This is a genomic window from Carnobacterium sp. AT7 (assembly GCF_000171855.1).
Lineage (GTDB): Bacteria > Bacillota > Bacilli > Lactobacillales > Carnobacteriaceae > Carnobacterium_B > Carnobacterium_B jeotgali.
The window spans coordinates 1-26583 of record NZ_ABHH01000031.1 but is presented as its reverse complement, the minus strand read 5'-3'; the positions used below and the strand labels follow the sequence as shown (position 1 = coordinate 26583).

General features: G+C 35.8%; 26 protein-coding genes and 2 other annotated features. Of the genes, 23 read left to right on the top strand and 3 right to left on the bottom strand.

Annotated features, from left to right (window positions below; translation table 11 throughout):
• Nucleotides 1-81: 81 nt before the first annotated feature.
• Nucleotides 82-1401, bottom strand: a complete 1320-nt coding sequence (locus CAT7_RS10050) for an N-acetylmuramoyl-L-alanine amidase (protein WP_007725266.1) — start codon at nucleotides 1399-1401, stop codon at nucleotides 82-84.
• 205 nt (nucleotides 1402-1606) lie between these two features.
• Nucleotides 1607-1818 (top strand) — a binding site (T-box leader).
• A gap of 70 nt (nucleotides 1819-1888) precedes the next feature.
• On the opposite strand from CAT7_RS10050, the gene hisS reads away from it, so the two are divergent.
• From hisS to truA, 8 genes are all read left to right on the top strand, one after another.
• Entirely contained in the window at nucleotides 1889-3214 is a 1326-nt protein-coding gene (gene hisS / locus CAT7_RS10045; RefSeq protein WP_007725264.1) for a histidine--tRNA ligase, read from the top strand.
• A 31-nt stretch (nucleotides 3215-3245) separates the two neighbouring features.
• Nucleotides 3246-5015 (top strand): aspartate--tRNA ligase, encoded by a 1770-nt coding sequence (aspS, locus tag CAT7_RS10040; protein WP_007725263.1) that lies wholly within the window; start codon nucleotides 3246-3248, stop codon nucleotides 5013-5015.
• A gap of 145 nt (nucleotides 5016-5160) precedes the next feature.
• The gene (gene sppA, locus CAT7_RS10035) at nucleotides 5161-6198 is read left to right on the top strand and encodes a signal peptide peptidase SppA (RefSeq protein WP_007725262.1); all 1038 of its coding nucleotides are present in this window, start codon (nucleotides 5161-5163) and stop codon (nucleotides 6196-6198) included.
• Nucleotide 6199: 1 nt separating this feature from the next.
• Nucleotides 6200-6994, top strand: a complete 795-nt coding sequence (locus CAT7_RS10030; RefSeq protein WP_007725260.1) for an RDD family protein — start codon at nucleotides 6200-6202, stop codon at nucleotides 6992-6994.
• Nucleotides 6995-7083: 89 nt separating this feature from the next.
• The gene (locus CAT7_RS10025) at nucleotides 7084-7986 is read left to right on the top strand and encodes a deoxyribonuclease IV (protein WP_007725258.1); all 903 of its coding nucleotides are present in this window, start codon (nucleotides 7084-7086) and stop codon (nucleotides 7984-7986) included.
• A gap of 260 nt (nucleotides 7987-8246) precedes the next feature.
• On the top strand, nucleotides 8247-8828 hold the full coding sequence (locus CAT7_RS10020) for a LemA family protein (RefSeq protein WP_007725255.1): 582 nt from the start codon (nucleotides 8247-8249) through the stop codon (nucleotides 8826-8828).
• Between the two features lie 35 nt (nucleotides 8829-8863).
• A complete protein-coding gene (locus tag CAT7_RS10015) occupies nucleotides 8864-9700 on the top strand; it encodes a TPM domain-containing protein (protein ID WP_007725252.1) in 837 nt (278 codons plus the stop codon).
• A 151-nt stretch (nucleotides 9701-9851) separates the two neighbouring features.
• Nucleotides 9852-10592, top strand: coding sequence for a tRNA pseudouridine(38-40) synthase TruA (gene truA / locus CAT7_RS10010; protein ID WP_007725250.1), 741 nt, complete (start codon nucleotides 9852-9854; stop codon nucleotides 10590-10592).
• Between the two features lie 125 nt (nucleotides 10593-10717).
• Here the strand turns inward: truA and CAT7_RS10005 are convergent, their stop codons facing one another.
• Nucleotides 10718-11551, bottom strand: coding sequence for a pyruvate, water dikinase regulatory protein (locus tag CAT7_RS10005; protein WP_007725247.1), 834 nt, complete (start codon nucleotides 11549-11551; stop codon nucleotides 10718-10720).
• A gap of 163 nt (nucleotides 11552-11714) precedes the next feature.
• On the opposite strand from CAT7_RS10005, the gene CAT7_RS10000 reads away from it, so the two are divergent.
• The 14 genes from CAT7_RS10000 (at nucleotide 11715) to CAT7_RS09935 (ending at nucleotide 25053) form a co-directional block, all read left to right on the top strand.
• Complete coding sequence (locus tag CAT7_RS10000; RefSeq protein ID WP_269319406.1) at nucleotides 11715-12137, top strand: Fur family transcriptional regulator; 423 nt, start codon at nucleotides 11715-11717, stop codon at nucleotides 12135-12137.
• A 195-nt stretch (nucleotides 12138-12332) separates the two neighbouring features.
• Complete coding sequence (rpsU, locus tag CAT7_RS09995) at nucleotides 12333-12506, top strand: 30S ribosomal protein S21 (protein ID WP_007725241.1); 174 nt, start codon at nucleotides 12333-12335, stop codon at nucleotides 12504-12506.
• 33 nt (nucleotides 12507-12539) lie between these two features.
• Complete coding sequence (locus tag CAT7_RS09990; protein WP_007725239.1) at nucleotides 12540-12986, top strand: GatB/YqeY domain-containing protein; 447 nt, start codon at nucleotides 12540-12542, stop codon at nucleotides 12984-12986.
• Nucleotides 12987-13170: 184 nt separating this feature from the next.
• A complete protein-coding gene (locus CAT7_RS09985; protein ID WP_029277559.1) occupies nucleotides 13171-14178 on the top strand; it encodes a PhoH family protein in 1008 nt (335 codons plus the stop codon).
• An 11-nt stretch (nucleotides 14179-14189) separates the two neighbouring features.
• Complete coding sequence (locus CAT7_RS09980; RefSeq protein WP_007725235.1) at nucleotides 14190-16397, top strand: HD family phosphohydrolase; 2208 nt, start codon at nucleotides 14190-14192, stop codon at nucleotides 16395-16397.
• 46 nt (nucleotides 16398-16443) lie between these two features.
• Entirely contained in the window at nucleotides 16444-16920 is a 477-nt protein-coding gene (gene ybeY / locus CAT7_RS09975) for an rRNA maturation RNase YbeY (protein WP_007725233.1), read from the top strand.
• Nucleotides 16904-17299 (top strand): diacylglycerol kinase family protein, encoded by a 396-nt coding sequence (locus CAT7_RS09970; protein ID WP_007725232.1) that lies wholly within the window; start codon nucleotides 16904-16906, stop codon nucleotides 17297-17299. The genes ybeY and CAT7_RS09970 overlap by 17 nt, the downstream gene beginning before the upstream one ends.
• Nucleotides 17300-17313: 14 nt before the next feature.
• Nucleotides 17314-17724, top strand: coding sequence for a cytidine deaminase (locus CAT7_RS09965; protein ID WP_007725229.1), 411 nt, complete (start codon nucleotides 17314-17316; stop codon nucleotides 17722-17724).
• 8 nt (nucleotides 17725-17732) lie between these two features.
• Nucleotides 17733-18632: a GTPase Era gene (gene era / locus CAT7_RS09960; RefSeq protein WP_007725225.1), complete on the top strand. Its 900-nt coding sequence runs from the start codon at nucleotides 17733-17735 to the stop codon at nucleotides 18630-18632.
• A gap of 82 nt (nucleotides 18633-18714) precedes the next feature.
• Complete coding sequence (gene recO, locus CAT7_RS09955; RefSeq protein ID WP_007725222.1) at nucleotides 18715-19527, top strand: DNA repair protein RecO; 813 nt, start codon at nucleotides 18715-18717, stop codon at nucleotides 19525-19527.
• 43 nt (nucleotides 19528-19570) lie between these two features.
• Nucleotides 19571-19748, top strand: a binding site (T-box leader).
• Nucleotides 19749-19830: 82 nt separating this feature from the next.
• Nucleotides 19831-20742: a glycine--tRNA ligase subunit alpha gene (gene glyQ / locus CAT7_RS09950; protein WP_007725219.1), complete on the top strand. Its 912-nt coding sequence runs from the start codon at nucleotides 19831-19833 to the stop codon at nucleotides 20740-20742.
• Nucleotide 20743: 1 nt separating this feature from the next.
• Nucleotides 20744-22828 (top strand): glycine--tRNA ligase subunit beta, encoded by a 2085-nt coding sequence (gene glyS, locus CAT7_RS09945; protein ID WP_007725216.1) that lies wholly within the window; start codon nucleotides 20744-20746, stop codon nucleotides 22826-22828.
• Nucleotides 22829-22921: 93 nt separating this feature from the next.
• Nucleotides 22922-23290 (top strand): DUF488 domain-containing protein, encoded by a 369-nt coding sequence (locus CAT7_RS09940; protein ID WP_007725213.1) that lies wholly within the window; start codon nucleotides 22922-22924, stop codon nucleotides 23288-23290.
• Nucleotides 23291-23337: 47 nt separating this feature from the next.
• Nucleotides 23338-25053 (top strand): ABC transporter ATP-binding protein, encoded by a 1716-nt coding sequence (locus tag CAT7_RS09935; RefSeq protein WP_007725210.1) that lies wholly within the window; start codon nucleotides 23338-23340, stop codon nucleotides 25051-25053.
• Between the two features lie 55 nt (nucleotides 25054-25108).
• Here CAT7_RS09935 and CAT7_RS09930 read toward each other — a convergent pair whose 3' ends face one another.
• Nucleotides 25109-25948: a metallophosphoesterase gene (locus tag CAT7_RS09930; RefSeq protein ID WP_007725208.1), complete on the bottom strand. Its 840-nt coding sequence runs from the start codon at nucleotides 25946-25948 to the stop codon at nucleotides 25109-25111.
• Between the two features lie 150 nt (nucleotides 25949-26098).
• Between CAT7_RS09930 and CAT7_RS09925 the strand changes: the two genes are divergently transcribed.
• Nucleotides 26099-26583, top strand: a 485-nt coding sequence (locus CAT7_RS09925; RefSeq protein WP_035019665.1) for a transcription repressor NadR, incomplete at its 3' end; no start/stop codon positions are given.

Here is a 26583-nt window from a genome sequence, read left to right as displayed (position 1 = left end):
ATCGATAGTAAACAACACTGAAATTCCAGATGAAAAAGAGCTGATCAGTAGAGACTTTCTCAACTGATCAGCTCTTCTTTTTTATGGGATAAAATATTGATTTAATGATTGATAAATGATTTCGGCAACGGTTGTTTGATAGTTTGAGGTATTAACCGTGAGTTGATCCAAATCATTATTTAAATAACCCAACTCAATTAAAAGCGCCGGTTGAGTATTTTCTCTCGTGACATAGAAATCGCCAAAACGAACATCATTATTAGGCAATAGCCCTTTTTCTTGGAAATTCCCACTAACGATTTCAGCTAAAGGTATATCTCTATCATGGTAGTAATACGTTGTCGTTCCGCTTATCTCATTCGCATGTTCAGTTGAATCATAGTGTAAACTGATAAATACGTCTGCATTAGATTTGTTACTGATAACAGCTCGTTCATCTAAGCTCACAAATGTATCATCTGATCGAGTTAAAATTACATTTGCTCCAGCATCGCGTAAACGATTAGCAACAAGTTTAGCGGTATCTAACGTCACTTCTTTTTCATAAAAGGTATTCGCTAAGGCACCCGGATCATTACCACCGTGTCCTGCATCGATAACAATAGTAGCTTCAGCTAGTGAAGTAACACTTGCTGTAGGAGCTGGTGTTTGATCTGCAGATAAATCAACGACCCAATTGGCTACATAGCCTTTTTGACCATCTGGTAATTTCACTTGATACCAATCGCCTTCCGTAGAGAGGTAAGTGAAGCTTTCCCCTTTTTCAGCAGTTGTCACAACACCACTTTCTATTGAAGGGCTGTTTCTGATATTTGTGCCTGAACTACGCGTCGTAACCGTTTGGATAGGTGCGGAATCTTCTTCTTCTGCAACAGCAACTGTCGTTGTTTCTGTTGCAGACTCAGTCATTTTAATTAATTCTGAACTAATCCAAGCAACTTGGCCATAGTATTGAACTTGAGTCCAACCTTCTTGTTGAAACAGCACAGTTAATTCCGTTCCTTTTGTAACTTTTCCAAGAATATCCGAATCAGCATTGCTTTCACTCCGAATGTTTACTTCTTCTCCAGTCACAACACCAATTTTATTGGTTGCAGCACTCACTTCGGTATTTTCAATAAGCCAGCTGGCGATCCAGCCGATTTGATCGTTGCTTAAACGTACTTTATACCATTCGTTTTCCTCGGTTAACATGGTTACTTTTTCTCCACCAGTAACTTGTGTCATAATGTCGTAAGATAGTCCTGGTCCCGTTCGGACATTGACAACACTTGCATCCACTTTGATGGTTCCTTGATTAGCCAGAACAACGGTAGCGAAAGCAGTTAATCCGATAAACAATGCAATGATGAACAATGTGACAAACTTTTTTTGCTTTTTTAATATTAATTTATTTTCCACTGATAGTTTCACTACTTTCTTAATGGCGGTAACGCAACCAACTATAGATTCTATGTACTTTCCAATTATAGCAATGATGCGCTTTAATATGCAATTAAATCCTAATATTCCTTTGTATTTTTTTATTAATAGAGCAAAATGAAACCCATTTAGCTTTCTAGTCTTGACATTAGCTAGTCTTTCTTGTAACCTTACTTTAATATATAAGTACCCAATGACAGAAAAAGTAAGTAGTTCTGACGTGTGAATAGAGAGAATTTCCTTAGGCTGAAAGAAATTCCCGTAGAGTTAACTGAAAGACATTCTTGAGGGTTAGCAGTGAAAAGCTGTTACGTTACGAGCGTTAATCGTTGAGGAAAGCTTAGGCTTTCAAATAAAGGTGGTACCGCGTATAGTGAGCAATCATTCGTCCTTATTCTATTCAGAATAAGGATTTTTTTGTGTTTTTTTATAAATGATAATTGTATAAAATAAGGAGTGTTAAGGTATGGCAATTCAAAAACCAAAAGGAACCGCTGATTTATTACCAGAAGATTCAAGAAAATGGCAATATGTTGAAGAAATTTTAAATATGGTATTGGCTGACTATCAATTTGGAGAAATAAGAACACCAATTTTTGAGAGTTACGATTTATTTTCTCGTGGAGTAGGCGAAACAAGTGATATCGTTTCAAAAGAAATGTATGATTTTTATGATAAAGGCGAACGTCATATGTCGCTTCGTCCAGAAGGGACTGCACCAGTTGTCCGTGCGTTTGTTGAAAATAAATTATTTGGTCCAGAACACAATAAACCCTATAAAGTTTATTACAAAGGTCCAATGTTCCGCTATGAACGTCCTCAAGGCGGCAGAATGAGACAATTCCATCAATTAGGTGTTGAAGTATTTGGTAGTACAAATCCAGCAACTGATGTAGAGTCAATGGCACTTGCAATGGCGTTATTTGAAGAACTTGGATTAGAAAAATTAACATTAGTGATCAATTCATTAGGCGATGCGGAGAGTCGTTTAGCTTACAGAGAAGCTCTTATTGCTTATTTAGAACCTCATTTCGAAGAGTTGAGTTCAGATTCTCAAACCCGCTTGCACAAAAATCCTTTACGTGTCTTAGACAGTAAAGATAAAAATGATAAAGAAATTGTGAAGAATGCACCATCTATCTTGGATTACTTAAGCGAAGAGTCAAAAACTCATTTTGAGGCAGTCAAAGAAATGTTAACAGCTTTGAATATTCCTTTTGTAGTAGATAGCAATATGGTTCGAGGCTTAGATTATTACACACATACAATTTTTGAAGTCATGAGTGATGCTCCTGGATTCGGCGCAATCACAACAATTTGTGCTGGTGGACGTTACGATGGTTTAGTAGAAGAAGTTGGCGGACCGGCTACACCTGGTTTTGGTTTTGCATTAGGTTTGGAACGTTTGATGATGACATTAGAAGCAGAAGAAATTGAGATACCCGATACGCATGAGGTAGATGTCTATGTCATTGGGTTAGGTGAAGCAACTAACCTTGAATCGCTTAAAATTGTTCAAGCGATTCGCGGAGCAGGATTGTCTGCTGAACGGGATTATATGAACCGTAAAATAAAAGGGCAATTTAAAACAGCGTCAAAATTAAAAGCGAAAGTTGTTATTACTTTAGGCGATGCAGAGCTTGAAAGAAAAGAAGCGAATTTTAAAGTGATGAAAACAGGCAAAGAATCAAGTGTTTCGCTAGCAGAAATTTATAAAGACTTTGAAAAATTATTCAATTTAAAAATAGCAGATATGACAGCTTTTAATGATTTTTTCAATAAAGAAGACTAAAACGATTAATTAGTGATAGGAGCTGGAATGAATGGGAAAAAGAACCGAATATTGCGGGAAAGTTTCACGCGATTTATTAGGGCAAGAAATAGTATTAAAAGGATGGGTACAAAAAAGACGCGACTTAGGTGATTTAATTTTTATCGATCTACGCGACCGTGAAGGAATTGTTCAAATCGTTTTCAATCCAACTTTTTCAAAAGAAGCTTTAGCTATCGCTGAAGATATTCGGAGTGAATTTGTACTGGAAATTAAAGGGAAAGTTGTTGAACGGAATGCCGCTGTTGTAAACAAGAATATTCCAACAGGTGAGCTTGAAGTAGAAGTATATGACGTAACAGTTTTAAATACGTCAAAAACAACGCCTTTTTATATCGAAGATGGTGTAGCTGTATCTGATGATAAGAGAATGCAATACCGTTACCTAGACCTTAGACGTCCAGAAATGACGCAAAATATGATTTTACGTCACCAAATGACAAAATCAATCCGTCATTATTTAGATGATCACAATTTTATTGACACTGAAACACCTTATTTAACAAAATCAACTCCAGAAGGTGCTAGAGATTACTTAGTTCCCTCACGTGTCCACCCAGGTCATTTTTATGCTTTACCGCAATCACCGCAATTGTTCAAACAAATGTTGATGGGTGCTGGTTTTGACCGTTATTATCAAATCGTGCGTTGTTTTAGAGATGAAGATTTGCGTGGAGACCGTCAACCTGAATTTACTCAAGTCGATATTGAAACGAGCTTTTTGGAACCAGAAGAGATTCAATCATTTACGGAAGAGTTATTAGCTAAAGTATTAAAAGATACTAAAGGTGTTGAATTAACGTTACCATTCCCACGCATGGGGTATGACGAAGCCATTAGTCGTTATGGTAGTGATAAACCAGATGTTCGTTTTGGGTTAGAATTGGTTGACGTTAGTGCGTTAGTTAAAGACTCTAGTTTCAAGGTGTTTAGTGGAGCCGTTGAAAATGGTGGAGCTGTTAAGGCGATTAACGCTAAGGGTGCTGCTAGCAATTACTCTAGAAAAGATATCGACGCTTTAGGCGAATTTGTTTCTGTATACGGAGCTAAAGGCTTGGCATGGTTAAAAGTTGAAGAGGATGGTTTAAAAGGTCCTATCGCTAAATTCTTTAAAGATGATGCTGCAGCTTTGATTGAAAAAATGGGGGCAGAAACTGGCGACTTATTATTGTTTGTTGCAGATCAGAAATCAGTTGTTCACGATTCATTAGGTGCTTTGCGTTCGAAATTAGGCAAAGAATTAGAATTGATTGATGAATCAACGTACGCTTTCCTTTGGATTGTTGACTGGCCTTTATTGGAGTATGACGATGAAGCAAAACGCTATACTGCAGCGCATCATCCGTTTACGATGCCAAAAGAATCGGATATAGAATTATTGGAAACAGATCCTGGCAAAGTCTATGCTCAAGCCTATGATATCGTGTTAAATGGTTACGAATTAGGTGGAGGATCTATCAGAATTCATAAACGTGACTTACAAGAAAAAATGTTTGCTGCTTTAGGCTTTTCAAAAGAAGAAGCTGAAGAACAATTTGGTTTCTTATTAGAGGCATTAGAGTACGGCTTCCCACCACATGGTGGAATTGCACTAGGACTTGATCGTTTTGCTATGTTGCTTGCAGGCAAAGAAAATATTCGTGAAGTTATTGCTTTCCCTAAAAACGGAAAAGCAACAGATCCATTAACTTCAGCACCTAGTATAGTTAGTGAAGCACAATTGGATGAATTATCCATTCATACAACAAAAATTGAAGATTAACAGTCAAACAACGCGAGTAAACTAGTTTTATTCGCGTTGTTTTCTTTTTTTTTTTAATATAAAGAAATCAATAAAAATATAACTTGTTATTCATAATCAGTTTTGTCAAAATAGACTAAGGAAACAAAATTTGGGAGGTTTATAGATGAATGCAAAAAGATGGAGTGCGATTGGTGTTGCTCTAGGTATTTTTATTTTCTCATTATTTTTCAGTAATTATTTTTCTTATACTGCAGATAAACAAGAAGCAACTGAATCATTAAGTGATAATTTATTAGGTGTATTCGGCACTACTGAATTGGAAGAAAGTATAATAGATGCTGGAGACAGTTCAAAGCGAATCGTTGTATTGTCAGTAGATGGCACTATACTAGCAGGTCAAACAGCGAGTTTTACAGGTGACTCAGGATACGATCATAATGGATTCTTACAACAATTGGAACAAATTTTGGTAGACGATACAATTAAAGGAATCATTTTGTCTGTTAATTCTCCAGGTGGCGGAACGTATGAAAGTGCCCAAATTAAAGATAAATTAGTTGAAATTCAAGAAAAAACTAAAAAACCTATTTATGTTTCGATGGGAAGCATGGCTGCCAGCGGCGGTTATTATATTTCAGCACCAGCAGAAAAAATATTTGCTGCTGAAGAAACGCTGACTGGCTCAATTGGAGTTATTATGTCTGGAACAAATCTTACTGAATTGTTTGAAAAGATTGGGATAGATGATACAACTATTAAAAGTGGTAAATTTAAAGATATCGGTTCTACTACTAGAGAAATGACTGAAGAGGATGCAGCCATTTTACAAACAATGGTAAATACATCATTTGATCGCTTTGTAGATGTAATTGTTAAGGGGCGAGGCATGGATGAAGACGTAGTTAGAACGATAGCTGATGGACGCATTTATGATGGTGCGCAAGCTGTTGAACTTGGATTAGTCGATGAGATTGGTTACCAAGAAGATGCCCTTGAAACTATTCAAAAAGACTATAAACTAGAAGATGCAGAGATTTTCAGTTATCAAACACCTTCTTTATCATTTTCATCTTTGTTTAGTGCAAAAGTAAACAGTTTATTTCAAACAAGTGAAACAATGGAATCAGAGCTAGGTAAATTAGTGTCTGCTATTGGAACACCTGATTCTCCAAAGATGATGTATTATTACGGAGGTGAATAATATGTCTATAACTTCGGAAAATAATGAGCCAGAAAATGCAAAAGAAGTGGAACAAACAAAAAAAGGCGATACCAAAGAATTAGATTTAGGTGAATTGAAGAAAGTATTAGCTATTGAAGAAGCAGAGCTTGAAAGAGCAAAACGGTTGAAACGTTTGAAACAAAATGAAGAGAATAATGAAGTAACAACACATTCAGAAAAAGCAGCATTTAATACTTCCTCAAGTGAGATGGTAATAGAAGAGAAAAAACCAAAGAGTCCACAAGAACTTAGAGATGCTAGAAGAAAATATTGGCAAGAAAAGCAAAAAGAAGAAGAACGGCACCGGAAGCCGTTTCACAATTTCCCTACTTTTTTCTATGCAGGATTTTGGCTTAGATTATTTGCCTTTTCAGTTGATTCACTCGTTATTTGGAGTTTGAATCGACTAATTGTTAAAACCCTATTTTTAGTGCTGCGCTATCCACTTAACGAAGACCCTTTTTCAGCGTTTTCATTAAGTAAATTGGCCGTATATCTCCTTTATTTTATTGTTTTAACAAAATGGACAAATGGCCAGACAATTGGAAAAATCATTTTTGGAATTCGGGTCATCAGTTTTAAAGAAGAAAAATTAAGTTGGGGAACGGTTCTTGTTCGTGAAGGCTTTGGTCGTTACATTTTAAAAACATTCCCATTTATCTATTTGATGGTATTATTTACTCAAGAGAAACAACACTTAGCTGATTTTTTCAGTGATACATCCGTTGTTTCAGAGAATTTAGTTAGAGCAAGTAAACTTTCTCTCAAAGAGTAATTGAAAATAAATAAGTTAGTCTTAGTTGTTCTTTTGAAATAACTAGCTTAGAATGAAAGAAAATGCATTTAATGTTAGGAGAAAAAAAGATGGTTTTATTAGGTTCACATGTATCAATGGGTGGGAAAAAAATGTTGTTAGGTTCAGCGGAAGAAGCTGCTAGTTACAATGCTGAAACGTTTATGATTTATACTGGAGCTCCTCAAAATACAAGACGTAAATTGGTTGAAGATATGAATATACCTAAAGGAACAGCTTTCATGTCAGAAAATAATTTGTCTAAAATGGTTGTTCATGCGCCTTATATTATAAACTTTGGAAATACAATCAAACCCGAAAATTTTGCTTTTGCGATTGAATTTTTAAGAGCTGAAATTGTCAGAGCAGAAGCTCTTGGCGCAAGACAGATTACGATGCATCCGGGAGCGCATGTTGGTGCAGGGTCAGAAGCAGGGATTGCTCAAATTATCAAAGGCTTGAATGAAGTGTTGCATAAGGATCAACTGGCACAGATTGCACTTGAAACTATGGCGGGTAAAGGAACCGAAATAGGGCGTGATTTTGAGGAACTAGCAAAAATTATTGAGGGTGTATCCTTAAATGATAAACTATCTGTAACGATGGATACTTGTCATATAAACGATGCTGGGTATAACGTTAAAGAAGATTTTGACGGCGTTTTAGAGGAATTTGATAAAATTATAGGATTAGAGCGTCTTAAAGTGGTCCATGTGAATGATTCGAAAAACCCACAAGGCAGTCACAAAGACCGTCATGCAAATATCGGTTTTGGCACGATTGGATTTGACGCTTTGAATAAAGTCGTTCATCACCCTCAGTTAACAGACTTGCCTAAAATATTAGAAACGCCTTATGTAGGAGAAGACAAGAAAGACAAAAAAGCCCCTTATGGCTATGAAATTAAAATGCTAAAAGAACAGACTTTTAATCCGAATTTATTAGAAGATATCTTAAATCAAGTAGGTTATTGATCAAAAGACTGTCCGTTAAGGAGAAAAAGAAAAAAACTTTCTTTTTCTCTTTTCTTGTCTGTAATATTTCCTAAAAAAAAGGTTTTATGTCATACTTAATTCAAGAGAACAGGTTCGTTCAGAAGAAAGAGCTTAATGAGTAATGGTCTTACGACTATTTAATCGGCTATTACTTTTTTCATTCTTTAGACGGATGCGCCAGTCAATGAAATAAAGTATACTTAAGCAAAAGAAAATAAATTAAGAAAGAAGGATGACACATGAAAAATATGAAAAGTGGCACAAAAATACTTATAGGAATCATCGTAGCAGTAGTGATTATCGCTATCCCTTTAATCAGCTCATACAATGGATTAATTAAAGAAGAAAGTAATGTAGATTTAGCTTGGTCGCAAGTTGAATCGCAATTGCAACGAAGAAATGATTTGATCCCAAATTTAGTTAATTCAGTTCAAGGAGCAATGGACCAAGAAAAAGAAGTCTTTTCGGCGATTGCAGATGCACGTGCTTCATTAAGTGGTGCGGGTTCTATGGAAGAGGAAGTAGAAGCTAATAACGAAATGAACTCAGCGCTGTCTCGTTTATTAGTCGTAGTTGAGAATTATCCAGAGTTGAAATCGAACGAAAATGTAACGGGGTTGATGGATGAACTTGCTGGAACAGAAAATCGAATTGCTGTTGAAAGAAAACGTTACAATGAAACTGTACAAGGATATAATAACAAAGTAAAACGTTTCCCAGGTTCTATTATTGCTAGAATAACAGGATTCTCAGAAAAACCTTACTTTGAAGCCGTTGATGGTGCAGAAATTGCGCCTGAAGTTAACTTCGATAATGAATAATCAACATTATGTCTTATGCGCGAGGAGAAAATCTAGTGAAAAAAATTAAGCCTATTTCAATTTTAAGCACCTTGTCGCTACTTTTCAGCTTATTGCTTTTAAGTATATTTCCTCTAACGGTTGAAGCTGCTGTTGATTATCCTGAACCATCTAATGAATTTTATGTTTTTGATGAAGCAAATTTACTATCAGATGAAACTGAAAAATTTATATTAGATGTTAATAAGCATTACGAAGATACTCAAGAAAAACCACAAATTGTAGTAGCTACCGTAGATAGTTTACAGGATGTTACAATTGAAGAATATACTGCTGAATTGTTTGAAAAATGGAAAATTGGTGGGGCTGATTTAGATAATGGTGTCTTAATTCTATTATCTGCTGAAGAACGTGAAATCCGATTTGAAATTGGGTATGGTTTAGAAGGGGCTCTTACCGATAGTGGAACCGGAGCCATATTAGACCGTAATATCGATGCTTTATCGAATAATGATTTTGATGGTGCCTTGAAAAATATTTTTACTGAAACAGCTGTAAAGGTTAATGAAGAGTATCAATTTGATAATGACACAATTTTTTCTGGTTATGAAGTCAATCCATCAGAATACAATGATGATGATGGTGGTTTTTCATCTATTATTATTGTGGTGATCATCTTTTTTGTTATCAGTAGCTTTTTTGGTGGCGGCGGATCTGGTGGAAGAAGAGGCGGTGGAATGTGGCCTTTACTATTAGGAATGTCTGGTGGAAGTCGTTACCGTGGTGGTGGCGGTTTTGGCGGCGGAGGTTTCGGTGGAGGTGGCTTCGGCGGCGGTGGAGGATTTGGTGGCGGCGGAAGTTCCGGTGGCGGCGGTTCCAGTCGTGGATTTTAAAGCGAAGCCAAATTTCTTTAACGTAAACCATTAGCAACAAACGATTAGATTGCACCTTGTCAACTAGACAGGGCAATCGGCAATTATGGAATAAATAGTGAAGTGTACGGTATGAAAGTAGAAACCGAATCAGAGGATTAAGAGGGATATAATGAGAAATATTAAAATGACAGTAGAGTACGATGGCGCTAGATATTTGGGTTGGCAGAGACTGACTGATTCAGATAAAACGATTCAAGGTAAAATAGAAAATACGATAACCGCAATGACAGGAACTAAAACTGAAATAGTCGGATCAGGGCGTACGGATGCTGGGGCTCACGCTAAAGGGCAGGTAGCCAATTTTAAAACAGAATCTACCATGGAGCTTCAAGCAATGTTGGACCATCTAAACCGTTATCTTCCCCGTGACATTGTGGTTAAGAAACTGGAAGAAGTACCGGAAAGATTCCATGCTAGATATAATGCTAGCGGTAAAAAATATAGCTACTATGTTTGGAATAACAGTGTACCTTCTGTATTTGAACGCAATTTCAGCTATGAGTACGCTGGTGACCTTGATATAGATAAAATGAATAAGGCTTGCGACAAACTTGTTGGAAAGCATGACTTTATCGGTTTCTCTTCTCTAAAGAAATCGAAAAAATCAACCGTTAGAACGATTAATGAAATCAAGATCCATAAAGAAGGCGACTTATTGCACTTTACGTTTATAGGAGAAGGTTTCTTATATAAAATGATTAGAATCATTATGGGTACAATTTTAGAAATTGGTGCTGGAACGACGGAGCTAGAATCGATTGATGCTATTTTCAAGAGTGGAATCAGAAGCGAGGCAGGTATGACTGTCCCTTCTCAAGGACTATTTTTAGATGAAGTTTATTACGATTAATAAGACTAAAATCCTCTAACAAAACCAAATAGAAACAACGAAAAAAAAGAACTTGAGAGATAACGCTTTAGGCGGTTATTCTTCAAGTTTTTTTATTTTGAGCAAGGAGTCTTTATTGACACAAATTAATTTTGTTCATGTGTCTTATGCGCAATTTGCAATGTATTAATAATAATAGCTGCTGTTTCTTCAATTGATTTATTCGAAACATTAATCACTAAACAATTTAATTTTTCATACAATTCTTTAGCAAAAGCTAATTCTCGATCAATACGGTCCAACTTAGAGTATTCTGTATCTGGATTCATTCCATAAGTTAACATTCGTTCTCGGCGAATAGAGTTTAACGCTTTTCGATCACTTGTTAAACCAACAATTTTTTTAGGATCTACTTGCCAGATCTGTTCAGGAATATGTGCTTCCGGTATAAGAGGTAGATTAGCTACTTTATAATTTTGATTAGCCAAAAACATACTTAATGGTGTTTTTGAGGTTCTAGAAATGCCGAGTAATACGATGTCTGCTTCTAAGAAACCTTTTGGATCACGGCCATCATCAAATTTAACTGCAAATTCAATAGCTTTTATTCGATTAAAATAAGTTTCATCTAAAAGATGTAATGCTCCTGGTTTTTGTAAAGGAGCTAGTTCAGAACGAGTTTCTATTTCTCTAATGATTGGAGATAATGGATCAAAACAAACTAATTCATGTTCTTTGCAAAAAACTTGAGCCATTTTATTCAGCTCTTCATCTACAAAAGTGTGAAGAACTAACGCATTATCAATGTCTGCTTTTTCTAATATGGATATGAGCGTATCTGTTCCACGGATAAAGGGGTATGCTGAAACCTTTATATCGGCATCAGGAAACTGAGTCATGGCTGCTTGACCGAGTTGATTAGCCGTTCCTCCTACTGAATCTGAAATAATATATAAATTAATTGTTTTTTGTGAAGACATTTTGTTCCTCCTCATTATTTCTACTTACTTTCCTAATAGTATACAGGAATACGGAGTGAAACGACAATGAATCACTTATGAAAGATGCAAGATTTACAACTTGATTAATACTAGACGGATAAGTTATACTACTTGATGGTAAATGGTTCATGTAAAGGAGGCGATCATCTATATGACAGCAGTTGAACAAGCTATTGAAACGTTAAAAGAACATGGATATAAATATACTGATAAACGCGAAAATATGTTATCCGTATTTGCCGCGGAAAATCGATATTTAACAGCAAAAGAAGTACAACTAGGTTTAAAAGAAAGATACCCTTCTATTAGTTATGATACAATTTATCGTAATATTTATACTTTTGTAGAATTAAATGTTCTTGAGGAAACGGAATTAAACGGAGAAAAAATGTTTCGTTTTGGATGCAAACACACTGGGCATCACCATCATTTTATTTGTACAAATTGTGGGAAAACAAAACAAATCGAAATGTGTCCAATGAATTTTTTCGAAAATCAATTAAATGGGTGCACAATTGAGTCCCATCGGTTTGAAATTTTCGGAAAATGTGAAAAATGTTCTTAAATAAAATGATAAAAGTGCAATAAACTTCAAAAAAAAGCAATAAAGTGTTCTTTTTTATTGAAATATGGAAATGTTGTATTGACGTAAAAAAATACATTCGATATAATAAGGAAGGACAGTGTTTATGAATGCAGTAATTTATTAGTGTGTTCTAAATAACGGTTACTTTTTCAAGCACGGAGGGAGGGAATTTATATGTCAAAAACAGTTATTAAGAAAAATGAATCTCTTGATGATGCTCTTCGTCGCTTTAAACGTTCCGTTTCAAAAACAGGTACTTTACAAGAAGCTCGTAAACGCGAATTCTATGAAAAACCAAGTGTGAAACGTAAGAAAAAATCTGAAGCAGCTAGAAAACGTAAATTCTAGTAAATTGCTTTTAGAATTGAGGGTGGGAAAGTCTTGTCACTTTTAGAAACCATTAATGACGACATTAAAACTGCGATGAAAGCCAGAGATAAAGAATCTTTAGCTGTACTACGTATGTTAAAAGCTGCATTGCAAAATGATCAAATCAGCAAAGGTAATGAATTAAGTGAGGATGAAGAGTTAACAGTTCTTTCTCGCGAAATGAAACAACGTCGTGAATCTCTTGCGGAGTTTAAAGATGCTGGTCGAGAAGACTTGGTTGAACAAACAGAAGCAGCTATTGATATCGTTGGAAACTATTTACCTCAACAACTTTCTGAAAACGAACTTAAAGCGATTATTCAAGAAGCTATTACTAAGGTAGATGCTAAGTCTATGAAAGATTTTGGGAAAGTTATGGGAGTTGTTATGCCTTTAACAAAAGGTAAAGCAGACGGTAACGAAGTAAATCGATTAGTAAAAGAACTATTGAATGCTTAAGGATAAGCAATTATCCTCTAAAAAAGATAAAGTTAAGATTTTTCTTAACTTTATCTTTTTTTTGCTCTTAATGTTCCCTAATTGCTCTTCTATCTAAGAAGGAAAGCTTCATTTTAGACAAAAAATGTGCTATTCTTTAAAGTATAGAAAGAAAAAGGAGAGTGTTGTTTGTTTGACTAACTTAATGAACGAAACACGTTTAGTAAATTTGAAAAACGAAAATACTGCAGCTATTCTATTTGGTACTCAAGATAAACATTTAGCTTTATTAGAAGACTCAATGGAAGTTGTCATTAACAGCCGTGGAAGCCATTTAGAAATTATCGGTACTGAAGAAAAGACAGCTGTAGTGGAAGCAATCCTTAATCAATTAGAAGAACTAATCAAACGTTCCATTAGTATAGGACCTGCGGATGTCGTAACGGCTATCAAAATGGCGAAAAATAACACTCTGCAATTCTTTATTAGTATGTATGAAGAAGAAATAGGAAAAGATCATGACGGTAAGCCGATAAGAGCAAAAACCTTTGGGCAACGTCAATACATCCAATCAATTAAAAAGAATGACATTACGTTTGGAGTGGGACCTGCTGGGACAGGTAAGACATACTTAGCGGTCGTTATGGCTGTTGCTGCGATGAAAAAAGGTGAAGTGAAAAAAATCATTCTTACTCGTCCGGCAGTTGAAGCAGGTGAAAGTCTAGGCTTTCTACCCGGAGACTTAAAAGAGAAAGTTGATCCATACTTACGTCCGATTTATGATGCGTTATATAACGTCTTTGGCTTAGAACATACCACTCGTCTAATGGATCGAAATGTGATTGAAATTGCTCCTTTAGCTTATATGAGAGGGCGAACCTTAGAAGATGCTTTCGTGATACTTGATGAAGCACAAAACACGACGAAAGCTCAAATGAAAATGTTCCTTACTCGCCTTGGTTTTGGTTCAAAGATGATCGTAAATGGAGATGTTACTCAAATTGATCTGCCAAGAGGAGCGATGAGTGGACTCGTTCATGCTGAAAAAGTTTTAAATCAAGTTAAAGGTATTCATTTTGTTCAATTTGACTCAAATGATGTTGTTCGTCATCCGGTAGTAGCAAATATTATCAATGCTTATAACGAAGAAAAAACATTAAGTGAAGGTAAAAAGAGCGATATTGAAAAATTGACTAGCGAAAAAAACGAATAGGAAGTGAATGAATGCGAAGAAATTTAATACGCCTTCAGAAAAAAATGGGCAAACTATATATTCCTTCTATTCTTTTGCTTACATCAGTCATTTTATTTTCAATCATGTACAGTGCTGTTAAACCAAAATCTTTAGATATTGAGCTCTTTCAAGTAGCTGAAGAAACCATAAGAGCAAATGCAACTGTTGAAGATAAAGAAAAAACAGCAGAAAATAAAACGACTGTTGCAGCGACTGTTGCTCCTGTATATACGTATAATGCCGATTTAAAAGATATTCAAACTGCAAAAGTAGAAGTTTTATTCGCTACGGTAGATGAAGTAATCCAAGAAGGAAACAAAGCATATGAAGACAATTTAAAGGAAACAAGAAAAAAGGCCTCAGAAAGTAACAGTTCGATATCTTCTCAAGAATTGTCAGAAATAAAAGTAGATCAATTAACGAATGATGCCCTATTAGGTATGTTCAATGAAAAGTTGAATAATCTAGACGAAGCTACAAAAGCTTTCATTGAGATGCTTCCTGGTTGGGCGATTTTAGATTTAATCGCGACTGATGAAAAAATTTTAACCAGCATGAAAGAATCTATTGCTTTCGTGGTTTCTGATGCGATGACTCAACCCATAAAGAATGAAGAAATAAACGAAGTTAAATTGGAAGCAAATAATAATTTAGATTATTCTGATTTGGATTCAAATATGCAACGAATAGCAAGCTTGATTGTTGATAATGCAATTGTTGAAAATAACATTTACAACGAAAATGCTACTGAGCAGAAAAAAGAAGAAGAGATGGCAAACGTTCAACCGTCATTGATTTTACAAGGACAAGTAATCGTTCAAGAAGGTCATGTCGTTGATAGTAACGATATGCACCAGTTGGAGTTACTAGGCTTGTTAGATGATGATTCTTCTAAACAAGCTTTATATGGGCTAATTGTTTTGCTATTTACTCAAGCGCTATTATTGTTCTATTTAGGAAAATCAAGAAACATTGATAGGATAGAACATGGACGTCAAATTAGCTTTTACTCCATCGTTATGGTGGCTTCACTATTATTGATGAAAGGGTTACAGTTGATTCAAACGGCCGATATAGAATTTATTGGTTTATTGTTTCCAGCTGCATTGACCTCCATTTTATTGACCGCATTTGGTTCAAGACGTTTTGGTATTTTAGCTAATGGGTTTACTGCAGCGTTTTCTATCTTTATTTTTAGCCCTGATTCAGGAACCAGTTTTAGTATTGTGTTGGTTCTGTTTTATCTACTAAGTGGCATGATGGGTACGATGATCACCCGTACTAAAATTACAAACCAATTTTGGTCAAGTTTTATATGGGTAACGGTTTTTAATGCCTTATTTATTAGCTCTTTTGTTTTATACTTAAATATGACTATTTGGTCTCAACAGACGTTTTTAATCGTTGTTTATGCCCTCTCAAGCGGCATCATATCTTACTTGCTAGCGGTACTTCTATCGCCTTATATTGAAGTATTGTTTAGTGAAAATGCGGTATTAACCTTAACAGAATTGTCTAACCCAAATAGCTCTTTGTTAAAAGAACTGCTAACGAAAGCTCCAGGAACCTATCATCATAGTTTGATGGTAGCGAACCTAAGCGCAAATGCTGTTGGGGCTATCGGAGGAGACTCATTATTTGCTCGCGTAGCTTGTTATTATCATGATGTTGGTAAATTACGTCATTCACTCTTTTTTGTCGAAAATTTACCGCCTGGAATGGAAAATCCACATAATTTATTGACTCCTTTTGAAAGTAAAGAAATTATTTTCGGACATGTTTCTGAAGGTGTGAAAATGTTAGAAGCAGCTAAATTACCTCAATCAATCATTGATATTTGTGCTCAGCATCATGGAACGACTCTTATGAAATATTTTTATGTTGCTGCTAAAGAGAAAGATGATACTGTGCTTGAGAGTGATTTTAGGTATCCTGGTCCGAAACCACAAACAAAAGAAGCAGCGGTCATCAATATTGCAGATAGTGCTGAGGCAGCTGTAAGGTCAATGTCACATCCTACTAAAGAAACCATTGAAAATTTTGTTCATAATTTAATTAATGGTAGAATTGTAGATGGTCAGTTTGATGAGTGTTCCATTTCTTTACAAGAATTGAAAGTAGTTGAACAAGCCATCTGTACAGGACTAAACGGGACATTCCATTCGAGGATTGAATATCCGGCTTTAAAAAAAGAATGATTTTAAGCATAGAATAGTAAAATAAAAAGGAGTGAGGATAGCCCTTATGGAACTAGATTTGTATGATGAAACAAACCAAATTACAATGGAACAAAAAGAAATGGTGAATTCTTTATTGGAGTTTGCTGGTAAGCATATAGAGTTGCCAAAAGATACAGAAATGTCTGTGACCTTCGTAGACAACGAAAATATTCAAAAAATCAATAAAACTTATCGTGGCAAAGATCAGCCAACGGATGTTATAAGTTTTGCAATTGAAGATGAAGTAGAAGATGAATTAATGATCAATTTTGATGAATTAGATGAACCGATGCCAAGAAATATTGGCGATATCATCATTTCAGTTGATAAAACCGCAAGCCAAGCCAAAGAATATAACCATTCTTTTGATCGAGAATTAGGATTTCTTGCCTTACATGGTTTCTTACATCTAAATGGGTACGATCATATGAATCCTGAAGATGAAAAAGAAATGTTTGGGTTGCAGAAAGAGATATTAGAAGCTTATGGACTTAAAAGATAAAAGTGGAATTGGGAAAAATTCTACATTTCTTGACTCTTTTAAATATGCATTTAAGGGAATTTTAACCGCATTTCAAGAAGAAAGAAATATGCGTTCACATATTTTGATTGGTTTAATTGTTTTGATTTTGTGTGCATTCCTTAATTTAGTCGTCAATGAATGGCTATGGGTTATTTTCAGTGTCTTCTTAGTTATCATAATGGAAGTTTGGAATACTGTAATCGAAAATGTAGTCGACTTAGCAGCTAAAGATCAATATCATCCTTTGGCAAAGAAAGCAAAAGACATGGCAGCTGCAGCTGTTTTAGTTACCGCAACTTTTTCCATTGTTGTAGCTGCAATCATTATTTTACCTAAATTATGGCAAATACTATTTTAAAGGAGATTTTACTTATGCACTTGACAGATCAAAAAGTCGACACACTTATTAATAAAGCAACGGACATGTTAGAAAAGGCTTATGTCCCTTATTCTCATTTTCCAGTTGGAGCAGCTCTTTTAACGAAAGAGGGAGAAATTTTTTCAGGCTGCAATATTGAAAATGCTTCTTTTGGTTTAACCAATTGCGCAGAGCGAACAGCAATCTTCAAAGCTATTTCTGAGGGGAATAAAGAATTTGACTATTTAGTGGTAACGGGTGATACAGATGGTCCTATTTCTCCTTGTGGAGCATGTAGACAAGTACTGGCAGAATTCTGTGGGCCAGACATGCCAGTTTTATTAACAAATAATAAAGGCAACAAACAATTCACAACGGTTGGCGAATTGCTGCCGGGAGCTTTTAAATCGGAGGATATGGTTTAATGAAAAATATGAATGAGCACAAATCAGGTTTTGTTTCTATTGTTGGTCGTCCAAACGTCGGTAAATCAACTTTATTAAATAGAATTGTAGGACAAAAAATAGCAATCATGAGTGATAAAGCTCAAACAACAAGAAATAAAATTCAAGGTATTTACACTACACCAGAATCACAAATTGTGTTTATCGATACCCCAGGGATTCACAAACCAAAACACCGTCTTGGGGACTTTATGGTAGACTCAGCGTTTAGTGCTTTTAGAGAAGTGGATGTTATTTTGTTCATGGTAAATATTGCAGAAAAACGTGGCCCTGGAGATAACTTTATCATGGAAAGATTAAAAACAGTAAAAAGTCCTGTGTTTTTAGTGCTGAATAAAATTGATAAAATCCATCCTGACCAGTTGTTGCCAATTATTGAGGATTACCGTTCATTAGTCGATTTTGAACAAGTTATTCCAATTTCTGCTGCAGATGGCAATAACGTAGAAACATTATTATCAGAAGTAACGAAATATTTGCCTGAAGGACCTCAATTCTATCCAGATGATCAAGTAACCGATCACCCAGAATACTTTATTGTTTCTGAATTGATTCGAGAAAAAGTTCTTGAACTAACAAGAGAAGAAGTACCTCACTCTGTAGCTGTAGTTGTTGAGAGTATGCAACGAAATGAATTGGGTAAAGTCCAAGTTCATGCAGCAATCATTGTTGAACGTTCTAGCCAAAAAGGAATTATCATTGGCAAAGGCGGTAAAATGTTAAAAGACATCGGTATCCGCGCTAGAAGAGATATTGAAGTGTTATTAGGCGATAAAATTTACTTAGATCTTTGGGTAAAAGTTCAAAAAGACTGGCGTGATCGTCAAACGAATTTGCAAGATTACGGTTACCGCAAAGATGATTACTAAAAAGGATTAATCGATTTAAAAAACAAACCATATTTTTTGGTTTGTTTTTTTAAATGAAGAGCATATCATAGGAGGATTCTATATGGCTCAAATAGAAGAGGTAGAGGGCATTGTATTATCGGTGCGCAATCATCGCGAAAACGATCAATTGGTCAAATTGTTTACGAGCCGCTTTGGCAAAAGAATGTTTTTCGTTAAAGGAACCCGAAAGCAAAAAAATAAACTTAAAACAGCGGTATTGCCTTTTACGAAAGCAACATACATCGCTGATATTCGAGATACTGGACTGTGCTTTATACGTGATGCAAAAGAAGTAGATCAGTATAAGAGTATGCAAACAGATATTTTTTTGAATGCCTATGCGACGTATATTTTAAATTTAGCGGATGCAGCTTTAGATGACGGTATCGTAGATGGAGCATTGTTTCATAAAATTGATCGCTGTTTAACTGAAATTGATGAAGAAACGGATCCTGAAATAGTTGTCAATATATTTGAAGTGCAGATTCTGCCATACTTTGGGGTTTCTCCTGAATTGAGAGGTTGTCGTGTATGTGGGGAGACTGAGGGACCGTTTGACTATTCAGGCAGTTATGGCGGTTTACTGTGTCAAAGTCATTGGCATTTAGACCGTTACCGTTACCATTCAAGTCAAAGAGCTATTCATTTTGTGCGGTTATTTTCGGTCGTTTCATTAGATCAATTAGGCTCTATTACCGTTAAAGAAGAAACAAAACGAGAAATTCGGACGTTGATTGACTTGATTTATGATGAATCTGTCGGAATTAAGCTGAAAAGTAAAAAATTTATTGATCAGATGTATACGTGGGGAAATCTCTTAGTCGATAAAAGAGTCCCTCCTAATGAAACAACCGGCGAGAATGAAAAGAAATGATTGACAAACGTTCTTGTTGCAAGCTATGATAGTAACAACTGAATAACTGGCGTTGAAAGAAAAAAGTAAAAATTTCACTCTAAATGAGCGAGTTTGGGATAGTGTAAGCCAAATATAGAGAAAGTTTTGAAAGGCATTCTGGAGCTGTTTAAAAAAAGAGATGCTAGTTTTTTAATAAACTAGAATTAGGGTGGAACCGCGATTGTATTATCGTCCCTATGCTGATAGTTGTCAGCATAGGGACTTTTTTGCGTTATTTTTTAGTTAACGAGTAAAATGTGAAATGAAAAGGAGAATGCGATAATGAAAGAAAACAGTCTAACGTTTCAGGAAATTATTTTAACATTACAAAATTATTGGTCAGATCAAGGATGCCTGTTGCTTCAAGCTTATGACACAGAAAAAGGGGCCGGTACGATGAGCCCGTATACATTCTTACGTGCTATTGGACCTGAACCATGGAATGCGGCATATGTAGAACCTTCAAGACGTCCAGCAGATGGTCGTTATGGTGAAAACCCAAACCGTTTATTCCAACACCACCAATTTCAAGTGGTTATGAAGCCATCACCTGATAATATTCAAGAACTGTATTTAGGAAGTCTTCGTTTATTAGGAATTGATCCTTTAGAACATGATATTCGTTTCGTTGAAGACAACTGGGAAAATCCATCAATGGGTTGTGCTGGTTTAGGCTGGGAAGTTTGGCTTGATGGAATGGAAATCACTCAGTTTACGTACTTCCAACAAGTTGGAGGATTAGAATGCAATCCTGTAACTAGTGAAATTACTTATGGATTAGAACGTTTAGCTTCATACATTCAAGACGTAGACAGCGTCTATGATATTCAATGGACTAAAGGCGTAAAATACGGTGAGATCTTTATTCAACCTGAATATGAGCATTCAAAATACGCATTTGAAAATAGCAATCAAGAGTTGCTTTTGATGTTGTTTAATGAATATGAAAAAGAAGCTCTCGTTCAAATTGAAGCTGGTCTGGTTCATCCTGCTTACGATTATGTTTTAAAATGTAGCCACACTTTCAATTTGTTAGATGCAAGAGGAGCAGTATCGGTTACAGAACGTGCGGGTTACTTAGCGCGCATTCGTAATATGGCTCGTTCGATTGCAAAAGCTTTTGTCACAGAACGTGAAAAATTAGGCTTCCCTTTGCTTCAAGATCAATCAATCGAAACTAAGGAGGCAAACTAATATGACAAAAAACCTATTACTCGAAATTGGGTTAGAAGAAATTCCAGCGCACATCGTTACCCCAAGTAGCCAACAATTAGTGCAAAAAATAACAGCCTTTTTAAAAGAAAACCGCTTAGAACATGGAGAAGTGATTCCTTTTTCAACTCCAAGACGATTAGCGGTTATTGTCAAAGATATTGCTGAAAAACAAGAAGATGTTCAAGAATCTGTTAAAGGGCCCGCTCAAAAAATTGCACAAGATGCTGAAGGCAATTGGAGTAAAGCCGCTATTGGATTTGCCCGTGGTCAAGGGGCAACAACAGATGATATCTACTTTAAATCAATTAAAGACGTTGATTACGTTTATGTAGATAAATTTATTTCTGGAAAAACCGTTAATGAAATTTTGGTTGGCTTAGATAAAGTAATCACTTCACTGACGTTCCCTGTAAGCATGCATTGGGCAGACCATACATTTAAATACATCCGTCCATTCCACTGGTTAACAGCGATGTTAGATGACGAAGTGATTCCTTTTGAATTACTGGATATCCAAACAGCGAACACATCACGTGGCCACCGCTTTTTGGGACATGATGTAACGTTTGCTGATGCTTTAGCATACGAAGAAACCTTAGAAAGTGTCTTTGTGATTGCGGACAGTACAAAACGTAAACAAATGATCGTTAATCAAATTGAAGAGCTTGTCAAAGCAAATCAATGGTCTGTTTCGATGGATGAAGAATTGCTAGAAGAAGTTAACAACTTAATCGAATACCCAACGGCCTTTTATGGTTCATTTGATCAAAAATACTTGAATCTGCCAGAAGAAGTTTTGATCACTTCAATGAAAGACCACCAACGTTACTTTGGGGTAAGAGATAGTGAAGGAGCTGTTTTACCTTACTTTATTTCTGTTCGTAATGGAAATGCTAATCACATTGAAACCGTTGCTAGAGGAAACGAAAAAGTATTAACGGCTCGTTTGGATGATGGTCAATTTTTCTTTGAAGAAGACCAAAAATTAACAATTGCTGCTTGTGTCGAACGCTTAAAACAAGTAACATTCCATGAAAAAATTGGTTCTATTTATGAAAAAATGAATCGAGTGCAAGCTATTGCGCAACTTATTGGAAAACAAGTTGGCTTAAACGAAACGGAATTAACTGATCTGAAACGTGCTTCTGAAATTTATAAATTTGATTTGGTAACGAATATGGTTGGTGAGTTTCCTGAGTTACAAGGAATCATGGGTGAGAAGTATGCTTTGACGCAAGGAGAAACGCCAGCAGTAGCTGCAGCTATTAGAGAACACTACATGCCGGTATCCAGTGAGGGAGAACTGCCAAAAACATCTGTAGGGGCTGTTTTAGCGATTGCAGATAAATTGGAAAGTGTCTTAAGTTTCTTTGCGGTTGGAATGACTCCAACTGGATCAAATGATCCTTATGCCTTGAGACGCCAAACGTATGGTATTGTCCGCATCATTGAATCAAAAAATTGGAATTTCCCAATGGAATCTTTGAAAGAGGCTATTTTATCGACTTCGGTTATCGCACAAAGCGCTTTATTCGAAGGGTACAAGTCGAGTACAGCTGAAGTTGTTGACTTCATCAAAGCTCGTATCCGTCAATTATTATTGGCAGAAAGTATCCGTCATGATGTCATTGATGCGGCTTTGAATTCCCGCCAAGAAGATTTACTTAAATTAGTAGAAGCTGGACGTATTATCAATAGTCATTTATCAGATACTATTTTTAAACCGACAATCGAAGCTTTAACTCGTGTAGTAAATCTAGCAAATAAAGGTGAAGCGATGCTTGATCAAGACCAACTTTCAGTTGACCCGGCTTTATTTGAAACAAATTCTGAACAAGAATTGTATGAAGCATTTGTAGAAATTGAAAAAACAGTCAATAATGAAAATAGCAAACAAAGTTACACTTCTTTTGAACAGTTGCAACCCTTGATTGAAGCCTTTTTCAATGAAAATATGGTGATGGCTGATAATCAAGCTGTTCGGAATAATAGACTAGCTTTACTAATGAAAATTTCTAGTTTTGTATTATCTTTTGCAAGTGTAGACAAATTGGTTGTTAAGTAATTCCTAGCAAATTTGTTTACTTTAAACCCTATTAAGGATAGAATTTTCCTTAATAGGGTTTAATTTTTTAGCCTGTTAATAGGGGGATTAGAAATGTCTAGTTATCGACTAAATATGAAAAGAGTCTATGAGAAAGCTGAAAAAGAAGATGGTTACCGTATTTTAGTAGATCGAATGTGGCCCAGAGGAGTGTCAAAAGAAAACGCCAGTATCGATGACTGGGTAAAAGAGATTACGCCAACGACGGCCATTCGTAAAGAGTTTAATCATCAACCACAAAAGTTTGAGTGGTTTAAAAAAGTTTATTTGGCTGAATTAGAATCAAATCCTGATACAAAAAGTTTTGTTAAACAAGTTTTTGAACAATTAAAGCGCACCCCGGTCACCTTTGTTTATGCAGCAAAAGATGAACAATTCAATCATGTGGTGATTTTAATGGAGTTTGCTCAAAATCAAAAATAGACTTAGTGTTTTGGTTGGAAAATAAATAAACTCGTTTGGAGGACAATATGTTAAAACGTTTTTTTAGTTATTATAAGCCGTATAAAAAATTATTTATACTGGATTTTGGATGTGCGATACTAGCAGCCATTTTAGAGTTGTCTTTCCCGGTTGTGGTTAATCGAGTAATCGATGATTTATTGCCTTCGGAAAATTGGACATTGATTGTAACGGTTTCGTTATCCTTACTATTTTTGTACATCGTGAACACTTCTTTGCAGTATGTTGTCGTTTATTTTGGACACAAACTGGGAGTGAATATTGAAACAGATATGCGCCGTGAATTGTATGGGCATTTGCAAGAGCAACCGTTTAGTTATTACGACAATCAAAAAACGGGCAAATTAATGACGCGCCTGACGAACGACTTATTTGAAATATCAGAAGTTGCTCACCATGGTCCAGAAGATGTGTTTATCACGTTCATTACGTTAGGTGGAGCTTTTTTATTGATGTTGAATGTTCATGTTCAGCTTGCTTTAGCAACGTTTGTGATGATTCCTTTTATCACGATTGCATTAGTATTTTTTAATAAACGAATGACTAAAATCAATACAAAAATTTTTAATGATTTAGGCGAATTTAGTGCGGGCATCGAAGCTTCCGTCAGTGGAATACGCGTTGTTCAAGCTTTCGCTAATGAAGAACATGAAGCCGGGAAATTTGAAGTTTTAAACCAAGCTTATCGAAAATCAAAAATCCTTTTCTATAAAATGATGGCAATAAGCTCTTCGTATAATTATTTGTTGATCCGTTTGATTAATTTATTTGCGTTATTTTTTGGTGCTTATTATACGATTCAAGGCGAAATTAGTTACGGCGATTTTGTAGGTTTTATCTTATTGTCTAATATTTTTGTTCGACCAATCGAAAAAGTAAATACGATGATTGAAAGTTACCCTAAAGGAATTGCAGGATTCAAGCGTTTAACAGAAGAACTTGACAAAGAGCCTGCTATTCAAGATAAGGAAAATGCAATTGAAGTAGAACGTTTAGAAGGAAATATTGACTATAAGAATGTTTCTTTTTGGTATGATTCATTAAAAAAAGTTTTGGATGGCATTGATCTATCCATTCGAACGGGCGAAACCGTGGCTTTTGTTGGACCGAGTGGTGCAGGTAAAACGACAATCTGTAACTTACTGCCTCGATTCTATGAAGTTAATGCAGGTGAAGTAACCATTGATGGAATCAATATTCAAGATATGACTATGCAGTCATTACGAGAGCAAGTTGGTGTAGTTCAACAAGATGTTTATCTTTTCCCGGGAAGTATCAAAGAAAATGTTGCTTACGGAAAATTGGATGCAAGTGAGGATGAAATACAAGAAGCCGTGCGGTTGGCTCATTTAGAGAAAGTTGTTAACGATATGCCAGAAGGTTTAAACACCATTATTGGTGAAAGAGGCGTTAAGTTGTCTGGTGGACAAAAACAACGCTTGTCTATTGCGCGTATGTTCTTGAAAAATCCGCCCATTCTGATTTTAGATGAAGCGACTTCAGCTTTAGATACTGAAACAGAACAAGTAATTCAAGAATCGCTCAATTCGTTAGCTGAAGGTCGGACAACGTTAATCATTGCCCATCGATTAGCAACCATTAAACATGCGACGCGTATTGTTGTGGTAACGGAAGAGGGAATCGCTGAACAAGGCAGTCACGAGAAATTGCTAGCAAATGACGGACCGTATAAAAAATTGTATGAGGCACAATTTAGTCAATAAAACAGATGAAAAAAGCCACTAGTAGGATTATTTTCCTTACACTAGTGGCTTTTTCCTAGTTTTTACGTTCAAGTGTGATAATTAATAGATGAGGTTTACTGTTAATCCTAAAAGGGAATATGCTGTTCCCGATGCCTCGGCTTACCGCTAGCTGCTTTGTGGGATCTTTTTCGCTAGTGTAAATGCCTGTGGTGTATTTAGGGAAAAATCCTTGGCCAGGAGAGTATAAGGGACCGATAAGTGGCAGTCTTATTTGTCCGCCGTGTGCATGGCCACTAAACGTGATATCCGGCTGGATCATTGGATTAGAAGTGAGATACTGCTCGAAGTATTCCGGGTGATGAGCGAGCAGCAAGACTGGTGTATCATCGCTTATGGGATCTGACAGAGGCACTTCATTTGGAAAAGATTCATCTCTGACACCCACTAGTGCGAGTTGAGCATCATTAACGGTTAAGGTAAGTTGTCTATTGTTTAATAGTGTAACTCCACTATGACTTATTTCACTTTCCCATGCGCCTAATTGTCCGCTGCTTGTTTCATGATTACCGGATACGGCATATGTTGGAGCAATACTCATTAAAGAGCGACCAAATTCTTCAAGAGGCACATTGCTCAAGTCCGCCGTACGATCGATTAAATCACCCGTCAAAAGAATAAGATCAGGTTTGACTTGTTCGATTTCTGAAAGTAACGTGTCAATTGAAATACGATTTCTTTCAAAATGAGTATCCGATAAATGAACGATTTTTAGATGCTCTAACTTTGGTGGCAAGTCTTCCAAAGCAATAGTTTGATGATCAATGTCTAATGAACGATTTTCATAGTAGCCATAGAGGCAAAAGACGATAGTTAAACTCATGAGTATAAGAAAAATAAATGTCAATTTTTTCATTTGATCTCCTTATTAAAACGTTTTTTATAGTATAGCATATTTTTGAGAAATTCTTACGGACGATAAGTTTTATTTAAACGCTTTAATCGAAGAGAATTAAGGTATAATTAAGAATAAAAGAGTGCATTAATTGAAAAGGACTGATTTTTGATGGAAGCAACTAAAAGAAGAGACAGCATTGTTTCGATTTTATCACAGGAGAATAGACCGGTGAGTGCCAGAAAGTTAGCAGAACGGCTAAGTGTGAGTCGTCAAATTATTGTAGGCGATGTGGCTTTATTAAGAGCGAGTGGTATTGATGTCATAGCTACTCCCAAAGGATATGTATTGGAATCTGCATCAATGACCAATAAATTTGTCGGTCAATTAGCCAGTGACCATAGTGCATCCGAAACAAAAGCTGAATTGTATGCAGTAGTGGACAATGGAGGAGAAGTAGTAGATGTTATCGTAGAACATCCTATATACGGAGAGTTAAAAGGGCGTTTAACGATTTCTTCGCGTTACGATGCGGATCGCTTTATGGATACGATAGAAAGTAAACAAGCCAACTTATTGTCAGAATTAACTGATGGCGTTCATTTGCATACTATTGCGTGTGCTGACAAAAAAACGTTTGATCGAATAAAAAAGGT